Genomic DNA, 15894 nt, shown 5'->3' on the forward strand with positions numbered 1-15894 from the left:
AATTAACTCGTTACTTTTAAATAGGACACTAGTTTTTTACCGGCTTCATCTATATGACGATATAACAAATCCAGCGCCTGTTCAGAATCCCCAGTCGTTAGATAATTAAGCAACTGTTCGTGTTCGTTTTGACTGATATCTCGATAATTTAAAGGGCCATATTGAAAACCCATATATCGACGCACCTGTTCATTGAGGATGGCCACCACGTTAAAGAGAGTGGCTCTGTTGGCTACTTTATACAAACTAGCATGCAAATCCCAGTTTAATTGACCGCGCTCAACCAAACTCAATGAAGGACTATTTAGCTTTAGGTTTATATCACGTGCTTTACCAATCACTTCATTAGTAATATTAGGTATAGCATATTCTAATAACTGACACTCTAAAAGTGCACGCATTTGATATAAGTCTTCTGCTTCGCACCAGTTTAATTCAGGTATCATCACACCTGCTTTACCATGTGCGACCAACCAGCCTTGATTTTTAAGCACGGCTATTGCATCGCGAATCGGTATTCTACTTACCCCGTAGCGCTCAGAGAGCTCTTGCTGCCTTAATGGGCAACCACGCGCCAACTGACCATTTAAAATATCCGCTTTCAATTGATCGAGTAATTCTGTCATTTTTTGATTCGCGAAATCATCAGTACTAATAAACCAAAACAAATGCCCCAAAATGCTGAAGCAACACCAAAGAATGACACCCCTGAAACCGTAGTCAGAAAGGTAATTAACGCAGGCTCACGGTAAGCATCAGAATCAAATGCCGCTTTCAAATTCGCGCCAATGGTTCCCAATAACGCGATACCTGCTAGGGCTGCAATCATTGCCGCCGGAAATACAGCAAACAAACCGACAACTGAAGCACCTGCTAAGCCAGCCACAGCGTAAAACACCCCTGCTGACATGCCTGCGATATAACGTTTACTTGGTTCTTTATGACATTCATCACCACTACAAATAGCTGCGGTGATCGCCGCCAGATTAAATGCAAAGCCGCCCAAAGGCGCTAATAGCACAGTGCTGATTCCGGTCCACGAAATAATATTCGATACTGGCGTTTGATAATGGCTAGCACGCATTACCGCCACACCTGGGATATTTTGCGAGGTCAGTGTGACAATAAATAATGGCACCCCCACCCCTAAAATCAGTGAGGTATTCCACTCTGGCATCACCCAATGTAATGAGCCAACAGAAAGTGGAATCGAAGAAAAATTCGCATGCGACTCTGATAAAACCATTAGCACGCCCGCTAGTAACACTAGAATGACGGCATAACGTGGCAAGATCAGTTTACTAAATAGGTAGGCTAATAGCATGGTTAGCACCACCCAAGGACTGGCTTCTAAAGAGGTAAAAATGGCCACGCCAAAATTAAACAGCACGCCGACCAGCATGGCACAAGCAATCGGCAGAGGAATCCAGCGCATCAGACGATCAAACAGTCCTGTCACGCCGAGCAATAACGCCAATGCGCCAGCAAACATAAATACTGCAATGGATTCTGCGTAACTCGCCCCATTCAGACTGGTCGCCAACAGGGCTGCTCCAGGAGTGGACCAAGCAGTGATAACAGGTGCTTTATACCACCAAGACAGAAAGAAACAGGTCGCCCCCATCCCCAATCCAAGTGCCATAATCCATGACACCTTCATAGCGTCATCGGCTCCAGCAGCATCAGCCGCTTGAAATACGATGGCCACTGAACTGGCAAAACCGATCAGCACCGCAACAAAACCCGCTACTACAGCACTTAAACTCATATCCGATAAGATTTTACTCATTGTCACTCTCCTTTAATGAGCAAATCCTAGCAGATTATAAAAATGTATACATTTTTATTTTTGTATCGTTTTAATGGGTTAGCATAAAACCCATTAACCCCAGCACAAATCCCATGACTGCTCCTAGAGGGGGGGCCCAATGCCTCTCAAGTTTGACCTGCGGAGCGATATCCTGAAATACGGCATATAAAATTCCGCCTGCCGCCACCAACATAATGCCAGATACAAAGGCCTCTAAATGCGCCAACCAATAATAAGCCACCAGACCTGCGACAGGCCCACTTAAGGCTAATAAGCTAAACAGCAACAGAATCTTTCGATCGGTCAGACGCCCTGACTCCTTTAGTTCACGAAATGCATTAAAGCCCTCTGGCAAGTTTTGCATGGCAATCAGACAAGCTAGCAACAAAGAGGAGCCCTTACCAAGGGCTAAAGACGCTCCTAGCGCGATTGATTCCGGAATAAAATCCGACAGCATGGCGATTAATTGCCCCGCCGCACTTTTATGCTTATACAGATAAATATCAATCAGCATAAACAACACGCCACCAAGCAAAAATAAAAAAGCGCTAGTGATGACTGAAAAAGGTTCAATGCCCTCAGGCACCAACACTAAAGCAATCGCAGACAGCAAGGCACCACCGCCAAAAGCAGTGATGCTGTGACGTAGCTCTTCATCCAACCAATTGGGACGGATTGAATCAATCGTTGCTAACCAGCCACCTAAAGGCATGGCTAAACCTGCCATTAAGGTCAGCACTAGGATGTAAATCCATTCCGGCAAAACTTACTCCTTGTATGAAATACAAACACCGCCCTAAGGCGGTGTTATTTATATTGAGTCTTGTTGTCGAGGAAAGCGAATTTGTACGATAAGACCAGACGGCCGATTGCTTAAAAAGGATAATTCAGCGCCATAATACTTAGTCAAGGTCGCGACAATTGACAACCCCAATCCAGCACCCGACTGGTCGCTACCTCGATAAAAGCGTTCGGTTAAGCGCTCCATTTCAGCTTCTTCAAGTCCTGATCCTGTATCCTTAAATTCAAACAGCACTCCGTCATCTTCCACTCGCCAATCAATAAATATTTCACCCTTTTCGGGTGTAAATTTGACCGCATTGGAGATTAGGTTCTGTAGAATCACTTCAAAATGGTTTTCTTCGATGGCAAGCATCAAACCGTCCTGATCCTCATTGATCTCCATGCTGATTTGTTTTTCCCAAACTACGGGAAATAAGTCCGCTACAATTCGACGGGTGGTTTTCATGACATCAATAGGAGCATGCTCAATCACTTGCAATTGGCTTTCAACACGGGCATAGGAAAGCAATTGCGCCACAATCCGAGTGCTGCGATCTACCCCACTTTGCAACTGCTCAAGCGCATGCTGTCGTTCTTCATCGGTTTCTGCTGATTCTGCGTTTTGCGCATGTAAGCGCAACACGGCCAACGGCGTGCGTAATTCATGGGCCGCATCAGCAATCCATCTTTTCTCTCGTGCCATTAATTGATCAATCGATAACAACAAACTGTTAATTGCTTGTTGCACTGGCGCTAATTCTTGGGGAACATTTTCCACACTCACTGGCTTCAATTGCGACGGCTCAATCAACTTAATGCGGCTGGTTAATTGTTTCAGGGGCTCAAGACCAACACTGACCGCAATCCACACCAACACAGCAATCAATGGCCAACCAATCACTTCGGGAAGCACTGAGTTAAGGACGATCTCGGTGACCATCTCACCACGTACATCGGAGCGTTCGGCGACAACAATACGAGACACATTGCCACTTTCAGAGGTGGCATTTAGCTCGAAGGTACGCCATTCGTAAGCACCACTTTCGGTATAACCAAAGCCTTTACCGTCATCGATTTCAGGCTCGATAGTTAGATCTTCCGAAGCGACGACGACTTCTCCATTACGCCAGATACGAAAATACACCTTACTTTCATAATGATGACCCACCTCGGAAAGATGGTATTCCTCTAAATCCGTTACCTCTTTGGGATACACAAACGTTGGCGTAGATTTGCCAGCATCGATCTCATCATTAGTAAGATGCAATAACAAACGGGCCTGCTGCGCGAGTCGAGCATCAAATAACTCTTCGACCTCATGATTGGCGGCAATAACCCCGACAATTCCCAATAAAATGCTGGTAAAAGCAAACACTGACATCACCATGATCAGAGTTCGCTGCCTAATTGAGTTAGGCAATTTTTTTTGCAAGAACTGCAACAAGCGTTATTCTCCTGCTACTTTTTCAATGACGTAACCCACGCCTCGGATGGTTCGAATCAGTTCGGTATAGAACTTTTTACGTAAGTGATGTACATGCACTTCTAAGGCGTTACTTTCAACTTCTTCCCCCCAGCCATACAAAGACTGCACTAGTGCATCGCGGGTATAAACATGACCAGGGCGCGACATGAGTTCAGATAATAAAGCAAACTCACGACGAGTCAGCTGCACTTCCTGCCCTTTATATTTGACCTGCATGCTGTCTGGATGAAGTTCCACATCACCGTGATTAATCACTGATACCGCACGGCCTTTAGAACGACGCACAATGGCACGAATGCGTGCAATGATTTCCACTAAATCAAACGGTTTAACCACGTAGTCATCAGCGCCCGCATCTAAACCACCAACACGGTCTTCGATACCATCACGAGCCGTTAGCACCAAGACAGGAATATCAATCGACTTTTCACGGATTTTAGTTAGCACCGTAATACCGTCCATACGTGGCAGGCCTAAATCCAGAATGACCAGATCAAATTGCTCTTGTTCCACCGCCTGCAGAGCTTGAACGCCGTCCGTCAGCCAATCTGTTGTAAAACCTTCTCGACGCAATGCAACACAAAGACCATCTCCTAGGGACAAATCATCTTCCACTAACAAAATTCTCATAATGCGACTACCTTAACGCGTTAATTTAGAGGAGCTGTTCGAGTATATAAGTAAAACCAAGTTATGTATCAAATACTGAAGCAGCGACGGTACATTTAAGTCTAATCCAAGCAAATTAAGTTTAGATTAAGTCATCGTTTTATAACGCTATCTTTGAATACATCAAACACAATCACAGAGGTCAAAATGCATACAAAAATCCTAAAAATATTGCTTTGTAAATTGCTCAACTGGTCTTATTATCGCGCCGTGTTCCATACCGAGGCTGACTGCCGTGAAAATTGTTTCTTTTGATGCGTTAAGAACGCTTCACCTACCTAATGTGCACTACATCAAACCTGAAAATATGTATGCCCATTTGGATATCATTCGTGAAGCAGATTGGGTGTTATTTCCTGAGTATTGGCAACTTAACGCATTGGTCCACGGACTTAAGAAACGTATTTTTCCAAGCCTAGCCTCCTATATGATTGGTCATGACAAAGTTGAAATGACGCGTACCTTTATGACGATCATTCCAATGAACCATCCCTATACTGAGATCTGTGCCAATACACCTTATGAAGCGGATCGCATTTGGGACATGATGCCAACCCCTTTTGTCGCCAAAATCCCTCGCAGCAGCATGGGCAACGGTGTGTTTTTGATCGACAACCCAGTTCAGTGGCGTGAATACACGGAAAAATCGCCCGTTATTTATGCACAAGAGTATTTACCAATTGACCGAGACCTTCGCATCGTCTGGGTCGGTAACGAAGTGGTTGGCGGCTACTGGCGTTTACAAGCTGAACAAGGCTTCTATAACAATGTTAGCCAAGGCGGTAAAGTTGAAGTCGCGCTGATTCCAAAGGAAGCGTTGGATTTGGTGGAATATGTAGCAAAGAGCCTTGGCATTGACCATGGCGGCTTTGATGTGGCCATGGTTGGCTCCATTCCTTATTTAATTGAGTTCAACCGAATCTTTGGTAACCAAGGTGTACGTGATCTGCAGCAAAGCGCAGACATTGGTATCATGAAATACCTCACGGAAAACATGCCCAACGATTTCTATGAGGATCAAGCTATCTGAGCTTAGTAATCAGATTACTCTAGATATAAATTAATACTTTCCAAGTTCCAAAACGCTTGGCGAATTTTGTCGGGCGTTTTATATTTTAAGGCCACAGGTTGCCGCCCCTTATTATAGCTTTCGTTTTAAGCACTCAAATCCTCTCTTTTGATGAATTTTCCAGTTCTGCTTGGAAATAATGAATGCTATACAAGCAGTTGAAGCCGGAACATAAGAAAATTACTAGCACACAGCAGTTTAGCTCCACTTGCTTGTATCTGATCTTCAGCGTCTTTAAGAAAGTATCACTTAGAGGAATTTCGCCCTTCGCCCTTCTCTCTTACCATGAAGCTGATAATGCTCCCAACCTGATCGGCATAGACCTTTAGACACTGCATTTTTTACATCAGGATACATTTCTAAATACCAAGTATCATCAAAAACCTTGGTTATGTTTGATTCAGCTGAGGGGTGTTTAGAAAATTCTTGTAAATCATCATCTACGTTAGATAGATCAATCTTCTCTTCATCACAAAAAACTTGCGATACAGACTCAATTTCCTTTCTTATACTTTTCTGTAGCATTGTTGATCGACTTATATCTATGGTGGTGAAATGCTTAAGGAAAGTTTGCATTACGTGATCAACACCTGCATTCGTTATTTGTCGCAAGTCCTTATTATCATAATAATGACCTTCATTGCTTGGGGAAGTAATGATTTCATATGAAGGAAAATAGTAAACATGCGAGTTTTCCTTGCAAATAATGTCTGCAGCAACTCGCAAGCGTGACTTGGATAGGGTATTAGAAACTAATACATGTTCTGGTTCATAGGTGGCAATAAGTGGAACTGGAGACACTGTTATAATCACTTTACACTTTGGATTGATGCTATGCAGCAACTTAATAAATGCTTGCATATCCGCAACAACATCAGCCACTGTCAAATTAAGAAAGCGGCAAAGATCATCAGCTTCTGGATGCGCTACAACTCCAGGAGGTAGTGGATAAACAGCACCATCTGCAACTGACTCCCAACATTCCGTTAACCCTAATGTGAAGATAAATGTGTCTACTTTACTAAACATATTTCTTACAGCGGTTAAATGCTCTTGAGCAGAACGAATCACATCTTCCTGAGACGCGAAACCATCAGGTTCTAGTTCAGGTCTAAATGCGTCAACCCAACGACCATCAGGTCGGCGCCAAGCATACTTGTCAGCTACCCAGTCCCCTGAGGCTCTTTTAAGCAGTTGATACAACTGTCTTGCTGTATAGATATTCCCATACCTAGCCGAGTAAACTCCATACTGACGTTTTGCCGCTTCATAAGGCTGCATGCCTATAGGAGCAGGCTCAGCATCAACACACTGCATACCATGTTGTTTTAAGACACGAGAAATATGTTGAGCAAAACAACTACCAGCAGTTCCCACTAAATCACGAAGACCAATTTTAAAACTTCTGCTAGCCACAGGATCAAGTTCGGAAGCACTCACATTTGCTACTGAGCGACGCCAAAAGGATGAGTCCGGTAAATTCTTGTAGGGATTTCTCGACACAAGGTTTGATGCAATTTCTTCCAGCGATGAATTATTAGGAGTTTTTTCTAATACTTCCTTACAGTTTACTTTAGCAGACTGATGATTCATTGCACCCAAGCTGCAACCTATAGAAATCTCTACATTTTTAGAAAGTAAATCACGATATGAAGCTACGCGCTCGTGCGTTAAAAACTTTGGATCATGTTTTTCATATTCTGCATAACTAAGCCGAATCATCTTTTGAAAACCAAAATACTTGGGGACTTTCAATCTTTTAGCTACATGTTCACTTATCTTGAATAAGTCGCTTGCATGATGATGCAACCTGTCTGAAATGCCAGGATATACTGGCCATATAATATCAGACTTGAGTTCATCATTAAGATAATCCACAGCACTAACGTTCCGAGTAAGCTTTTTTAGTCCAGCCAACTCAAGCATTCTTCGAGCAATTGAATCCAATACAAAAAGTTTGGGATGATTAATGGAATACATGAAACACTCGTTTTTATTCCATTCCGAAAGCAAATCATCCATATGGAAACCGTAGGCCTTTGCTTTATCTAATAAGACATTACGACTAGTATCAAAATACTGTTCAAACCCAAGTTTTTGGTAAACAGTCGAGGAAAATAATTCAAATGTTTTCTCCTCAGACCAGCCTTCAAGGTAGCCATAAAGTGCTAAGGATGAGTTATAGTCGCCGAAGGGCTGAATCCTACGACCAGCTTCCCCAAGATAAATGATATCCGGATGGTAACCAGTAAATTCAATACTAGGGAGCCATATTACTTGCTTGCCGCTTGCTAACAGTGAAGGCTTTGTAAAAGGCTCAAAATCTTGACTCATGAAAGGCAAAGTAAAAATAAGATCCGCACTTTTAAAAAGCGAATCCCTTCTAACTCTATCCCAAGACTCATATTCAGGTATTGTTAGTTCAAGGATTTCTTCATCAGGCAGATATAAACGCAAACAAGCCGCAATCCCACGAACTTGGCAGTTACCCAGTATGACAATAAACAAACACCCTTCTCCTTAACATTTATCAAATCATGCAACTATCAAATTTAAATCTGGTACATTAAAAAAAATGATTTGACCTGTAATCCATTTGAAAAATTGTTTCTACCTTTTGCAATTCAAGGCAAGCATTGCTACCCATTTCGTCTTGCATATTGTTTACTCAGTAACGTGGCAGTTCAATCCCTTCAAACAAGGCTTCAACATCTTGACGAGAAGGCGCTTCCATTGCCTGCATCACCAAGTCTTGAGTCAAATGCGGCGCGAAAGACTGAATAAACTTGTACATGTAACCGCGAATAAAGGTATTGGAGCGAATACCGATCTTAGTTGTGCTATCGGCAAATAAATGTGAAGCATCCAAGGCCACCAAATCACTGTCAGCCTCTTGGTCATAAGCCATGGTCGCAACAATACCCACACCTAAACCTAAACGTACGTAGGTTTTAATGACATCTGAGTCCGCCGCAGTGAACACCACGTTCGGTTCAAGCTCTGCAGATTGGAAGGCATCATCTAGTTGTGAACGACCGGTAAAGCCGAATACGTAGGTAACAATTGGGTATTGAGCCAGCTCCTGCAGCGTCAACTTGCCGACTTTTGCTAGCGGATGTTCTTTTGGCACTACTACCGAACGGTTCCATGTGTAGCAAGGCAACATCACCAAGTTACCAAACATTTCCAGCGCTTCAGTGGCAATGGCAAAATCCACTACACCGTCATTCGCCATTTCAGCGATTTGCATCGGTGTACCTTGATGCATATGCAGTGTCACATCTGGGTAACCAGCGATAAAGTCATGGATGATCTTTGGCAATGCATAGCGGGCTTGAGTGTGAGTGGTAGCGATATCCAATGAGCCTTTGCGCTCATCACTAAACTCTTTAGCCACTTTTTTAATGTTTTGTGTCTGATTTAGGATTTCACCTGCTAATTCAATTATTTTTTCACCAGCAGGTGTAATGTGCGTTAAATGCTTACCACTACGAGCAAACACCTCGATTCCTAACTCATCTTCTAACAGGCGAATCTGCTTACTGACACCCGGCTGAGAAGTGTAAAGGCTTTGAGCAGTTGCCGAGACATTTAAGTCATGACGGGCAACTTCCCAGATGTATCTTAGCTGCTGTAACTTCATGGGCCGGTTATCCTTATTCTAAAAAGAGTTAAAAACATAAAAAAATATTACTTTATAGAATAGTAAAAAAGCTCTATGGTTGCCAACATTAATCTCATAAAGATGAAAAACAATGGATTTTATTTGGTACATCATGGCCGGCTTAGGTGTTGGCCTGGCAGTAGGTATTACGGGTGTTGGCGGCGGCTCATTAATGACGCCCCTACTATTAATGTTTGGTTTTCCTGCGCACATCGCAATCGGAACAGACTTACTTTATGCAGGCATTGCCAAAAGCACTGGCGTTGCCATGCATGCCAAACGTGGCAATGTTAACTGGCGAATTATGGGAGCTATGGCTGCCGGAAGTATTCCTGCCTCGTTTGCAACGGTCTGGGCATTGTCAAATTTTGAGCATCCTGAACACTATCAAAGCCTACTAACTGGCACGCTTGGATTGATGCTGATTGTTACCGCTGTGGTGATCATCTTCCGTAAAAGTTTGCATGGTTTATTAAAGCCAAACTTGTCAGAGAAACAAGGCAGAATGGCCATCTTTCTCTGCGGCTTGGTCTTAGGCGTATTTGTAACCCTAACCTCTGTTGGCGCAGGTGCACTGGGTACCGCCATGATGATGTTGCTGTTCCCTGCGATGCAGGCCAGAAACGTCGTAGGTACCGACCTTGCGCATGCCGTCCCTTTAACCTTAGTCGCAGGTATCGGCCACGTCTTTCTAGGTAACGTTGATTACAATCTACTGGCAGGCCTGTTAATTGGCTCTATTCCAGCAATTTATGTGGGTACTAAGATTGCCTCCTTCGTACCCAACAAGGTCTTACAACCTGTTTTAGCGACTGCGTTAGCAAGCTTTGGTGTGAAATATTTGTTCTTCTAGAGCCGCAAGTTTCCGCTTTACTAATGAAGGCACTCACTCTGAGTGCCTTTTTTATTTCTACCGTTCACATCAAAGCATTTTTTTAGCATTTTTCTTTCTAAAGCCTCTTCAAACTTTTAGAAAAACCCTGTACTGTTGCTCTCACATAAAAAAACAAGCAACCACATTGCACAAAAAGTTATATTAGGAATTTAGAGAGATGAGTGATTCACGTTTAGAGGACTTAAATATTGCCTCCTTCAGTTCTTTGGTAACCCCTCAAGAACTAAAACAAGAACTTCCTTTGAACAACGAGATTCGTGAGCAGATTGCACGCTCACGCGATGTGATCAAAAACATCATGGACGGTAAAGACCACCGTTTAGCGATCGTTATTGGTCCTTGTTCAATTCATGATCCAGAAGCCGCTTTGGACTACGCACGTCGTCTAAAAGCTCTGTCTGAAAAAGTGAGCGACTCTCTATACATTGTGATGCGTGCCTACTTTGAAAAACCACGTACAACGGTTGGTTGGAAAGGTCTGATCAACGATCCAAATCTAGATGGCACTTTTGATATCAACAAAGGCATGCGTATTGCTCGTAAGCTATTGGTTGATCTATCTGAACTAGGTCTACCGCTAGCGACCGAAGCATTGGATCCGATTTCACCACAATACTACCAAGACCTCATTAGCTGGTCGGCGATCGGTGCTCGTACAACAGAATCACAAACTCACCGTGAAATGGCATCTGGACTTTCTGGCCCAGTAGGCTTCAAAAACGGTACTGATGGATCTATGACGGTTGCGGTTAACGCAATGCAGTCTGTATCGCACCCACACTCTTTCCTAGGCATTAACGAAGGCGGTCAAGTCACCATCGTTAACACCAAAGGTAACGAGTATGGTCACCTAGTATTGCGCGGCGGCAACGGTCTTCCAAACTACAGTGCGGAACATGTAGCAGCAAGTGAAGCAGAACTGACCAAAGCCGGTCTTAAGCACAACATCATGGTGGACTGCTCGCACGAGAACTCGGCTAAGAAACCTGAGCGTCAACCAGAAGTGGCTTTGGATGCAACACGCCAAATCCTTGATGGCAACAACTCGATCATGGGTCTAATGATTGAAAGTAACATCGGCTGGGGCAACCAAAAAGTTCCTGCAAACATTGCAGACCTGCAATACGGCGTTTCCATCACGGATGCGTGTATTGATTGGGAAACCACTGAGAAGACACTGCTAGAAATGGCAGAAACGCTAAAAGACGTACTTCCAAAACGCCCTCGCTCTTAATACAAAATCGTTAGAAATAAAAATGGAGCCTATTGGCTCCATTTTTTATATGTCATTTTTGCTCAATGCAAAATTACATAAAGGCGTTATCTGTCACCGTGTGGTCAGTGGCATCTTTCACCGCTGTTAGGCCAGGAACCTTCTCAACTAGCGTTTTCTCAACACCTTCTTTCAGAGTTAGGTCGACCGCACTACAACCTTGGCAGCCACCACCGAATTGCAATACCGCAACACCGCCTTCAAGTACTTCCACCAACTTCACTTCACCACCGTGAGCAGCAAGACCTGGGTTGATATCAGAGTACAGTACGTAGTTGATTTGATCTTCAATTGGACTATCAGCGCTCACTTTTGGCATTTTAGCGTTCGGCGCTTTGATCGTTAGCTGACCACCCATTTTTTCCGTCGCGTAATCAACAAACGCTTCATCAAGGAATGGAACAGAGTTCGCTTCCATGTAAACACGTAGCTTTGGAAGGTCTAATACTTCGTCCGTTAACACAACTTCTTCTGGACGACAGTACGCCAGACATGTTTCTGCGTACGGTGTACCAGGTTGTTGAATAAAGATACGCACGGCCATGCCTTCAACACCTTGCTTATCTAGCAAGCCAGACAAATATTCTTGCGCACTATCTGTAATCGTAATGTTCATACTCACCCTTAATAAAACGTGTGATGTGTCTATTTGGGTATGTTACCGCACTCTCACCGCAAAACAGAAGACCTAGTAAAAAACTAAGGTATTTTTTCGTATTTGAAATTTTCTGATGAAATTGGTTAGTCGATTTATTTTTAAAGATATAGATAAATATTCATTTTAGGAATAAAGGAATTTTGGTAGATTTAGTCTACCTAAGAATTTATACAACAACGGTTCAGTCTTTTATGTATCAATACGACGCAATTGACCAGCAGCTAGTGGAAGAGCGTGTTGCGCAATTTCGCGACCAAACTCGCCGCTACCTGAATAAAGAGCTTAAAGAAGAAGAGTTTCTTCCTTTACGCTTACAAAATGGCCTATACATCCAGCGCTACGCTCCAATGCTACGTGTTGCGATCCCTTACGGCATGGTTTCAAGCACGCAACTACGTACGCTTGCTGACATCAGCCGCCGTTACGACCGCGGCTACGGCCACTTTAGTACGCGCCAAAACCTTCAGTTGAACTGGCCTAAGCTTGAGGATGTGCCAGACATCCTAGCTGAGCTAGCTGAAGTACAAATGCACGCGGTACAAACCAGTGGTAACTGTATCCGTAACACGACAACTGACCAGTACTCTGGTGTGATCTCTGACGAAGTTGCAGATCCACGCCCATACTGTGAGTTGATCCGTCAGTGGTCTACTTTCCACCCAGAATTCGCGTTCCTACCACGCAAATTCAAAATCGCCGTGTGTGCAACAGAGTCTGCGGACCGCGCTGCCACACAAGTACACGACATCGGTCTTCACCTGAAGAAAAACGATGCCGGTGAAATCGGCTTTAAAGTCATCGTTGGTGGCGGTCTAGGTCGTACACCGATGGTGGGTGAAACCATTTCTGAATTTATTCCTCGCGCTGACCTACTAACGTACCTAGACGCCATCATCCGCGTTTACAACCAACAAGGTCGTCGTGATAACAAGTACAAAGCACGTATCAAGATCCTAGTAAAAGCACTAGGTATCGATGAGTTCCGTAAGCGTGTTGACGCTGAATGGGAACACCTACGTGGTACGGAAAGCACTGTTCCAATGAGTGAATTCGATCGTCTAGCAAGCTTCTTCACTGAGCCTGCATACGAAGCACTTGAAGATCAGCCTGCTGTATTGACAGCCAAAATTGCTGAAAGCAATGGTTTCGCACGTTGGTACGAGCGCAACACGTTCGAGCATAAGAAACCAGGCTACCGTATTGTGACGCTATCGCTTAAGAAACCAGGTCAAGCGCCAGGTGATGCGACGGCAGATCAAATGGAAAAAGCCGCTAACCTTGCTGACCAATACAGCTTCGGCGAACTACGTGTGAGCCACGAGCAGAACTTGGTACTGGCAGATGTTCGTCAGGATCAATTGATCGAACTTTGGGAAGCCGCTAAAGAAAACGGTTTTGCTACCCCTACTCTAGGTCTACTGACAGACATGATCTGTTGTCCTGGTGGTGACTACTGTGGTCTTGCAAACGCGAAATCGATTCCGATCGCTGAGCAAATCCAAGAGTCATTCGACAACCTAGATTTCCTATACGACATCGGTGAAGTTGACCTAAACATTTCTGGCTGTATGAACGCATGTGGTCACCACCACGTGGGTAACATCGGTATCCTAGGTGTTGATAAGAAAGGCGAAGAGTTCTACCAAGTATCACTTGGTGGTGCGTCTGGTCACGATGCGTCAATCGGTAAGATCCTTGGCCCATCTTTCGCACAAGAGCAAATTGCTGACGTGATCCAGAAGATCATCGGCGTGTACATTTCTGCTCGTACTGACGAAGAACGCTTTATTGATACATTCCGCCGTATTGGAATGGCACCGTTTAAAGAGGCCGCATATGCCAAAGCTAATTAAGAACGGCGAAATCGTCGAAAACACTTACGTATGGCAACAAGACGCTGAAGCGACAGCGACTGAAAATGCTATCGTGCCAATGCAGAAGTGGTTAGACAACCAAGACAGCATCGGCAAAGTTGCTGGTATCTGGATCGATGCAGGCGAAGGCGTTGAGCCGCTAGCGGGCGTTGACCTGAGCCAATTCGATATCATCGGTGTGAACTTTCCAACGTTTATGGATGGCCGTGGTTTCAGCTACGCTCGCCTACTACGTGAACGCTTGAACTACCAAGGTGAAGTTCGTGCACTAGGCGGCTTCATGGCTGACCAACAAGGCTACCTGATCCGTTGTGGCTTCAACAGCTTTGAGTTTGCAGCAGACGTTAACCTTGATATCGCCCTAACACTGAACAAACCATTCAGCGTTGCTTACCAAGGTGATGTGGCAGACCCACGCCCAATCTTCCTACGCCGCGGTTAATCCGAGCGTCAGCAAGAATCAAAAAAGCCGAGCTTCAAGCTCGGCTTTTTTTTGGGCTTGTACGACCCGATTCCATCAGGAGATGGCTCGTACGGAAGCGCCTGAAAGGCGATTAATCGCCCTTCATATGCTCACTGTTGACCACATGGTAAATCGGGTACAACACATCCGCACCGAGAATCTTAGAACGCTCAGGCGACCAGCCTACCACTTCATCAGGTAAGTTCTGATTGTCCTTAAATGGCATTTCCAGTGTAAGCGATAGGCAACGGTAGGTATTTCCTACCCACTTCGAGGCCAGCGTAAGGGTCTCTTCACCGTAACGCACTTTCTCATAGCCAATTTCGTTCTGAAAATCAGGGCTCACTGCGGTAAAGATTTCTTCAAAGATCGCTTCCATATCTGCCATGCGCTGATCGAAGTTCGGCACCCCTTCACAACCATCAACGAAGTTTACCGGCAAGGTTTCATCGCCATGGATATCGAGGAACAGGTCGACACCAGTTTCAGACATTTTCTTCTGCACCGCCAACACTTCAGGACTACGGTCCTGCGTCGCACGCTTCCATTCACGGTTAAGGTTCACCCCTTTGCTATTGACACGCAGGTTACCGTGCACGCCACCATCAGGATTCATGTTTGGCACTATGTAAAATCGACATTGCTCTAGTAGCGCACGCGCCACCGGATGGGACTCATCGAACAGACGCTCAAGTAAACCTTCCATAAACCATTCGGCCATGGTTTCCCCTGGATGCTGACGCGCAATGATCCAGATATTCTTAGCTAGACCTTGGGTTTTACTTATTTCCAACATGGTGATATCACGACCTTCCGCAGTTTCACCAATATGATGGGTAATACAGTCCTCATTGCTCGCAGACCAAGCCAGCATATCCAGATGACGTTCGTAGCTGTAGGGCGCAAAGTAAGCATAGTAAACACTGTCTTGCTCTGGCGTATGAGTTACGACCAACACACCATCGACGTATTCCGTTGGTACACGGAACCAATGCTCACGATCATAAGAGGCCACCGCTTGGTAGCCCTCCCAACCTTCAGCAAAAGCCGCATCGGCTGCGTTTTCAAAACGGATGACACACTGCTCGCCCATACCGCCTTGTAAACGGAAATAGAACCATTGGAAGAAATCAGAGTTTGTATCTTTAGGTATATTTACTCTAATATTGTCCGGCTCTGTGGCGTCGATCACTTCGATATTACCGCCATCAAAGAAACTGCTGATTTTGAGTCGGCTAGTCATTCACTCT

Annotated in this window: 14 protein-coding genes; 5 read left to right on the forward strand and 9 right to left on the reverse strand. The window is 44.6% G+C overall.

The window, feature by feature from the left end; genetic code table 11:
- Positions 1 to 2 precede the first annotated feature (2 nt).
- The 5 genes from ACOSVP_RS07235 to ACOSVP_RS07255 all read right to left on the reverse strand — a co-directional run bounded on the left by ACOSVP_RS07235 (position 3) and on the right by ACOSVP_RS07255 (position 4709).
- Complete coding sequence (locus ACOSVP_RS07235; RefSeq protein WP_487346825.1) at positions 3 to 626, reverse strand: GntR family transcriptional regulator; 624 nt, start codon at positions 624 to 626, stop codon at positions 3 to 5.
- Complete coding sequence (locus tag ACOSVP_RS07240; protein ID WP_487346826.1) at positions 623 to 1789, reverse strand: benzoate/H(+) symporter BenE family transporter; 1167 nt, start codon at positions 1787 to 1789, stop codon at positions 623 to 625. Before ACOSVP_RS07240 ends, ACOSVP_RS07235 begins: the two co-directional genes overlap by 4 nt.
- Before the next feature lie 70 nt (positions 1790 to 1859).
- Positions 1860 to 2573: a ZIP family metal transporter gene (locus ACOSVP_RS07245; RefSeq protein WP_487346827.1), complete on the reverse strand. Its 714-nt coding sequence runs from the start codon at positions 2571 to 2573 to the stop codon at positions 1860 to 1862.
- 48 nt (positions 2574 to 2621) lie between these two features.
- The gene (locus tag ACOSVP_RS07250; protein ID WP_487346828.1) at positions 2622 to 3968 is read right to left on the reverse strand and encodes an ATP-binding protein; all 1347 of its coding nucleotides are present in this window, start codon (positions 3966 to 3968) and stop codon (positions 2622 to 2624) included.
- 72 nt (positions 3969 to 4040) lie between these two features.
- On the reverse strand, positions 4041 to 4709 hold the full coding sequence (locus ACOSVP_RS07255; protein ID WP_487346829.1) for a response regulator: 669 nt from the start codon (positions 4707 to 4709) through the stop codon (positions 4041 to 4043).
- Between the two features lie 274 nt (positions 4710 to 4983).
- Between ACOSVP_RS07255 and ACOSVP_RS07260 the strand changes: the two genes are divergently transcribed.
- Complete coding sequence (locus ACOSVP_RS07260; RefSeq protein WP_487346830.1) at positions 4984 to 5778, forward strand: ATP-grasp domain-containing protein; 795 nt, start codon at positions 4984 to 4986, stop codon at positions 5776 to 5778.
- A 288-nt stretch (positions 5779 to 6066) separates the two neighbouring features.
- On the opposite strand, the gene ACOSVP_RS07265 is transcribed toward ACOSVP_RS07260, so the two are convergent.
- Together ACOSVP_RS07265 and cysB are read right to left on the reverse strand one after the other, a co-directional pair.
- The gene (locus ACOSVP_RS07265) at positions 6067 to 8325 is read right to left on the reverse strand and encodes a GSCFA domain-containing protein (protein WP_487346831.1); all 2259 of its coding nucleotides are present in this window, start codon (positions 8323 to 8325) and stop codon (positions 6067 to 6069) included.
- A 160-nt stretch (positions 8326 to 8485) separates the two neighbouring features.
- Complete coding sequence (gene cysB / locus ACOSVP_RS07270; RefSeq protein WP_487346832.1) at positions 8486 to 9460, reverse strand: HTH-type transcriptional regulator CysB; 975 nt, start codon at positions 9458 to 9460, stop codon at positions 8486 to 8488.
- Positions 9461 to 9572: 112 nt separating this feature from the next.
- On the opposite strand from cysB, the gene ACOSVP_RS07275 reads away from it, so the two are divergent.
- Positions 9573 to 10334, forward strand: coding sequence for a sulfite exporter TauE/SafE family protein (locus tag ACOSVP_RS07275; RefSeq protein WP_487346833.1), 762 nt, complete (start codon positions 9573 to 9575; stop codon positions 10332 to 10334).
- A 199-nt stretch (positions 10335 to 10533) separates the two neighbouring features.
- The gene (locus ACOSVP_RS07280; protein ID WP_487346834.1) at positions 10534 to 11610 is read left to right on the forward strand and encodes a 3-deoxy-7-phosphoheptulonate synthase; all 1077 of its coding nucleotides are present in this window, start codon (positions 10534 to 10536) and stop codon (positions 11608 to 11610) included.
- Positions 11611 to 11683: 73 nt separating this feature from the next.
- Here ACOSVP_RS07280 and nfuA read toward each other — a convergent pair whose 3' ends face one another.
- Positions 11684 to 12265, reverse strand: a complete 582-nt coding sequence (nfuA, locus tag ACOSVP_RS07285) for a Fe-S biogenesis protein NfuA (RefSeq protein ID WP_487346835.1) — start codon at positions 12263 to 12265, stop codon at positions 11684 to 11686.
- Positions 12266 to 12498: 233 nt separating this feature from the next.
- Here nfuA and ACOSVP_RS07290 point away from each other — a divergent pair, with 233 nt between their 5' ends.
- Positions 12499 to 14160 (forward strand): nitrite/sulfite reductase, encoded by a 1662-nt coding sequence (locus ACOSVP_RS07290; RefSeq protein ID WP_487347094.1) that lies wholly within the window; start codon positions 12499 to 12501, stop codon positions 14158 to 14160.
- Entirely contained in the window at positions 14144 to 14623 is a 480-nt protein-coding gene (locus ACOSVP_RS07295) for a DUF934 domain-containing protein (RefSeq protein ID WP_487346836.1), read from the forward strand. Before ACOSVP_RS07290 ends, ACOSVP_RS07295 begins: the two co-directional genes overlap by 17 nt.
- A gap of 112 nt (positions 14624 to 14735) precedes the next feature.
- Here the strand turns inward: ACOSVP_RS07295 and ACOSVP_RS07300 are convergent, their stop codons facing one another.
- Complete coding sequence (locus ACOSVP_RS07300; protein ID WP_487346837.1) at positions 14736 to 15887, reverse strand: M14 family metallopeptidase; 1152 nt, start codon at positions 15885 to 15887, stop codon at positions 14736 to 14738.
- Positions 15888 to 15894 lie beyond the last annotated feature (7 nt).

It is taken from the genome of Marinomonas sp. HM11-D (genome assembly GCF_057626615.1).

Bases quoted from the DNA above. Each gene is read 5' to 3' on its own strand.
- ACOSVP_RS07280 (WP_487346834.1), top strand. From the start codon at position 10,534: ATGAGTGATTCACGTTTAGAGGACTTAAATATTGCCTCCTTCAGTTCT.
- cysB (WP_487346832.1), bottom strand. From the start codon at position 9,460: ATGAAGTTACAGCAGCTAAGATACATCTGGGAAGTTGCCCGTCATGAC.
- ACOSVP_RS07275 (WP_487346833.1), top strand. From the start codon at position 9,573: ATGGATTTTATTTGGTACATCATGGCCGGCTTAGGTGTTGGCCTGGCA.
- ACOSVP_RS07255 (WP_487346829.1), bottom strand. From the start codon at position 4,709: ATGAGAATTTTGTTAGTGGAAGATGATTTGTCCCTAGGAGATGGTCTT.
- ACOSVP_RS07240 (WP_487346826.1), bottom strand. From the start codon at position 1,789: ATGAGTAAAATCTTATCGGATATGAGTTTAAGTGCTGTAGTAGCGGGT.
- ACOSVP_RS07290 (WP_487347094.1), top strand. From the start codon at position 12,499: ATGTATCAATACGACGCAATTGACCAGCAGCTAGTGGAAGAGCGTGTT.
- ACOSVP_RS07295 (WP_487346836.1), top strand. From the start codon at position 14,144: ATGCCAAAGCTAATTAAGAACGGCGAAATCGTCGAAAACACTTACGTA.
- nfuA (WP_487346835.1), bottom strand. From the start codon at position 12,265: ATGAACATTACGATTACAGATAGTGCGCAAGAATATTTGTCTGGCTTG.
- ACOSVP_RS07235 (WP_487346825.1), bottom strand. From the start codon at position 626: ATGACAGAATTACTCGATCAATTGAAAGCGGATATTTTAAATGGTCAG.
- ACOSVP_RS07300 (WP_487346837.1), bottom strand. From the start codon at position 15,887: ATGACTAGCCGACTCAAAATCAGCAGTTTCTTTGATGGCGGTAATATC.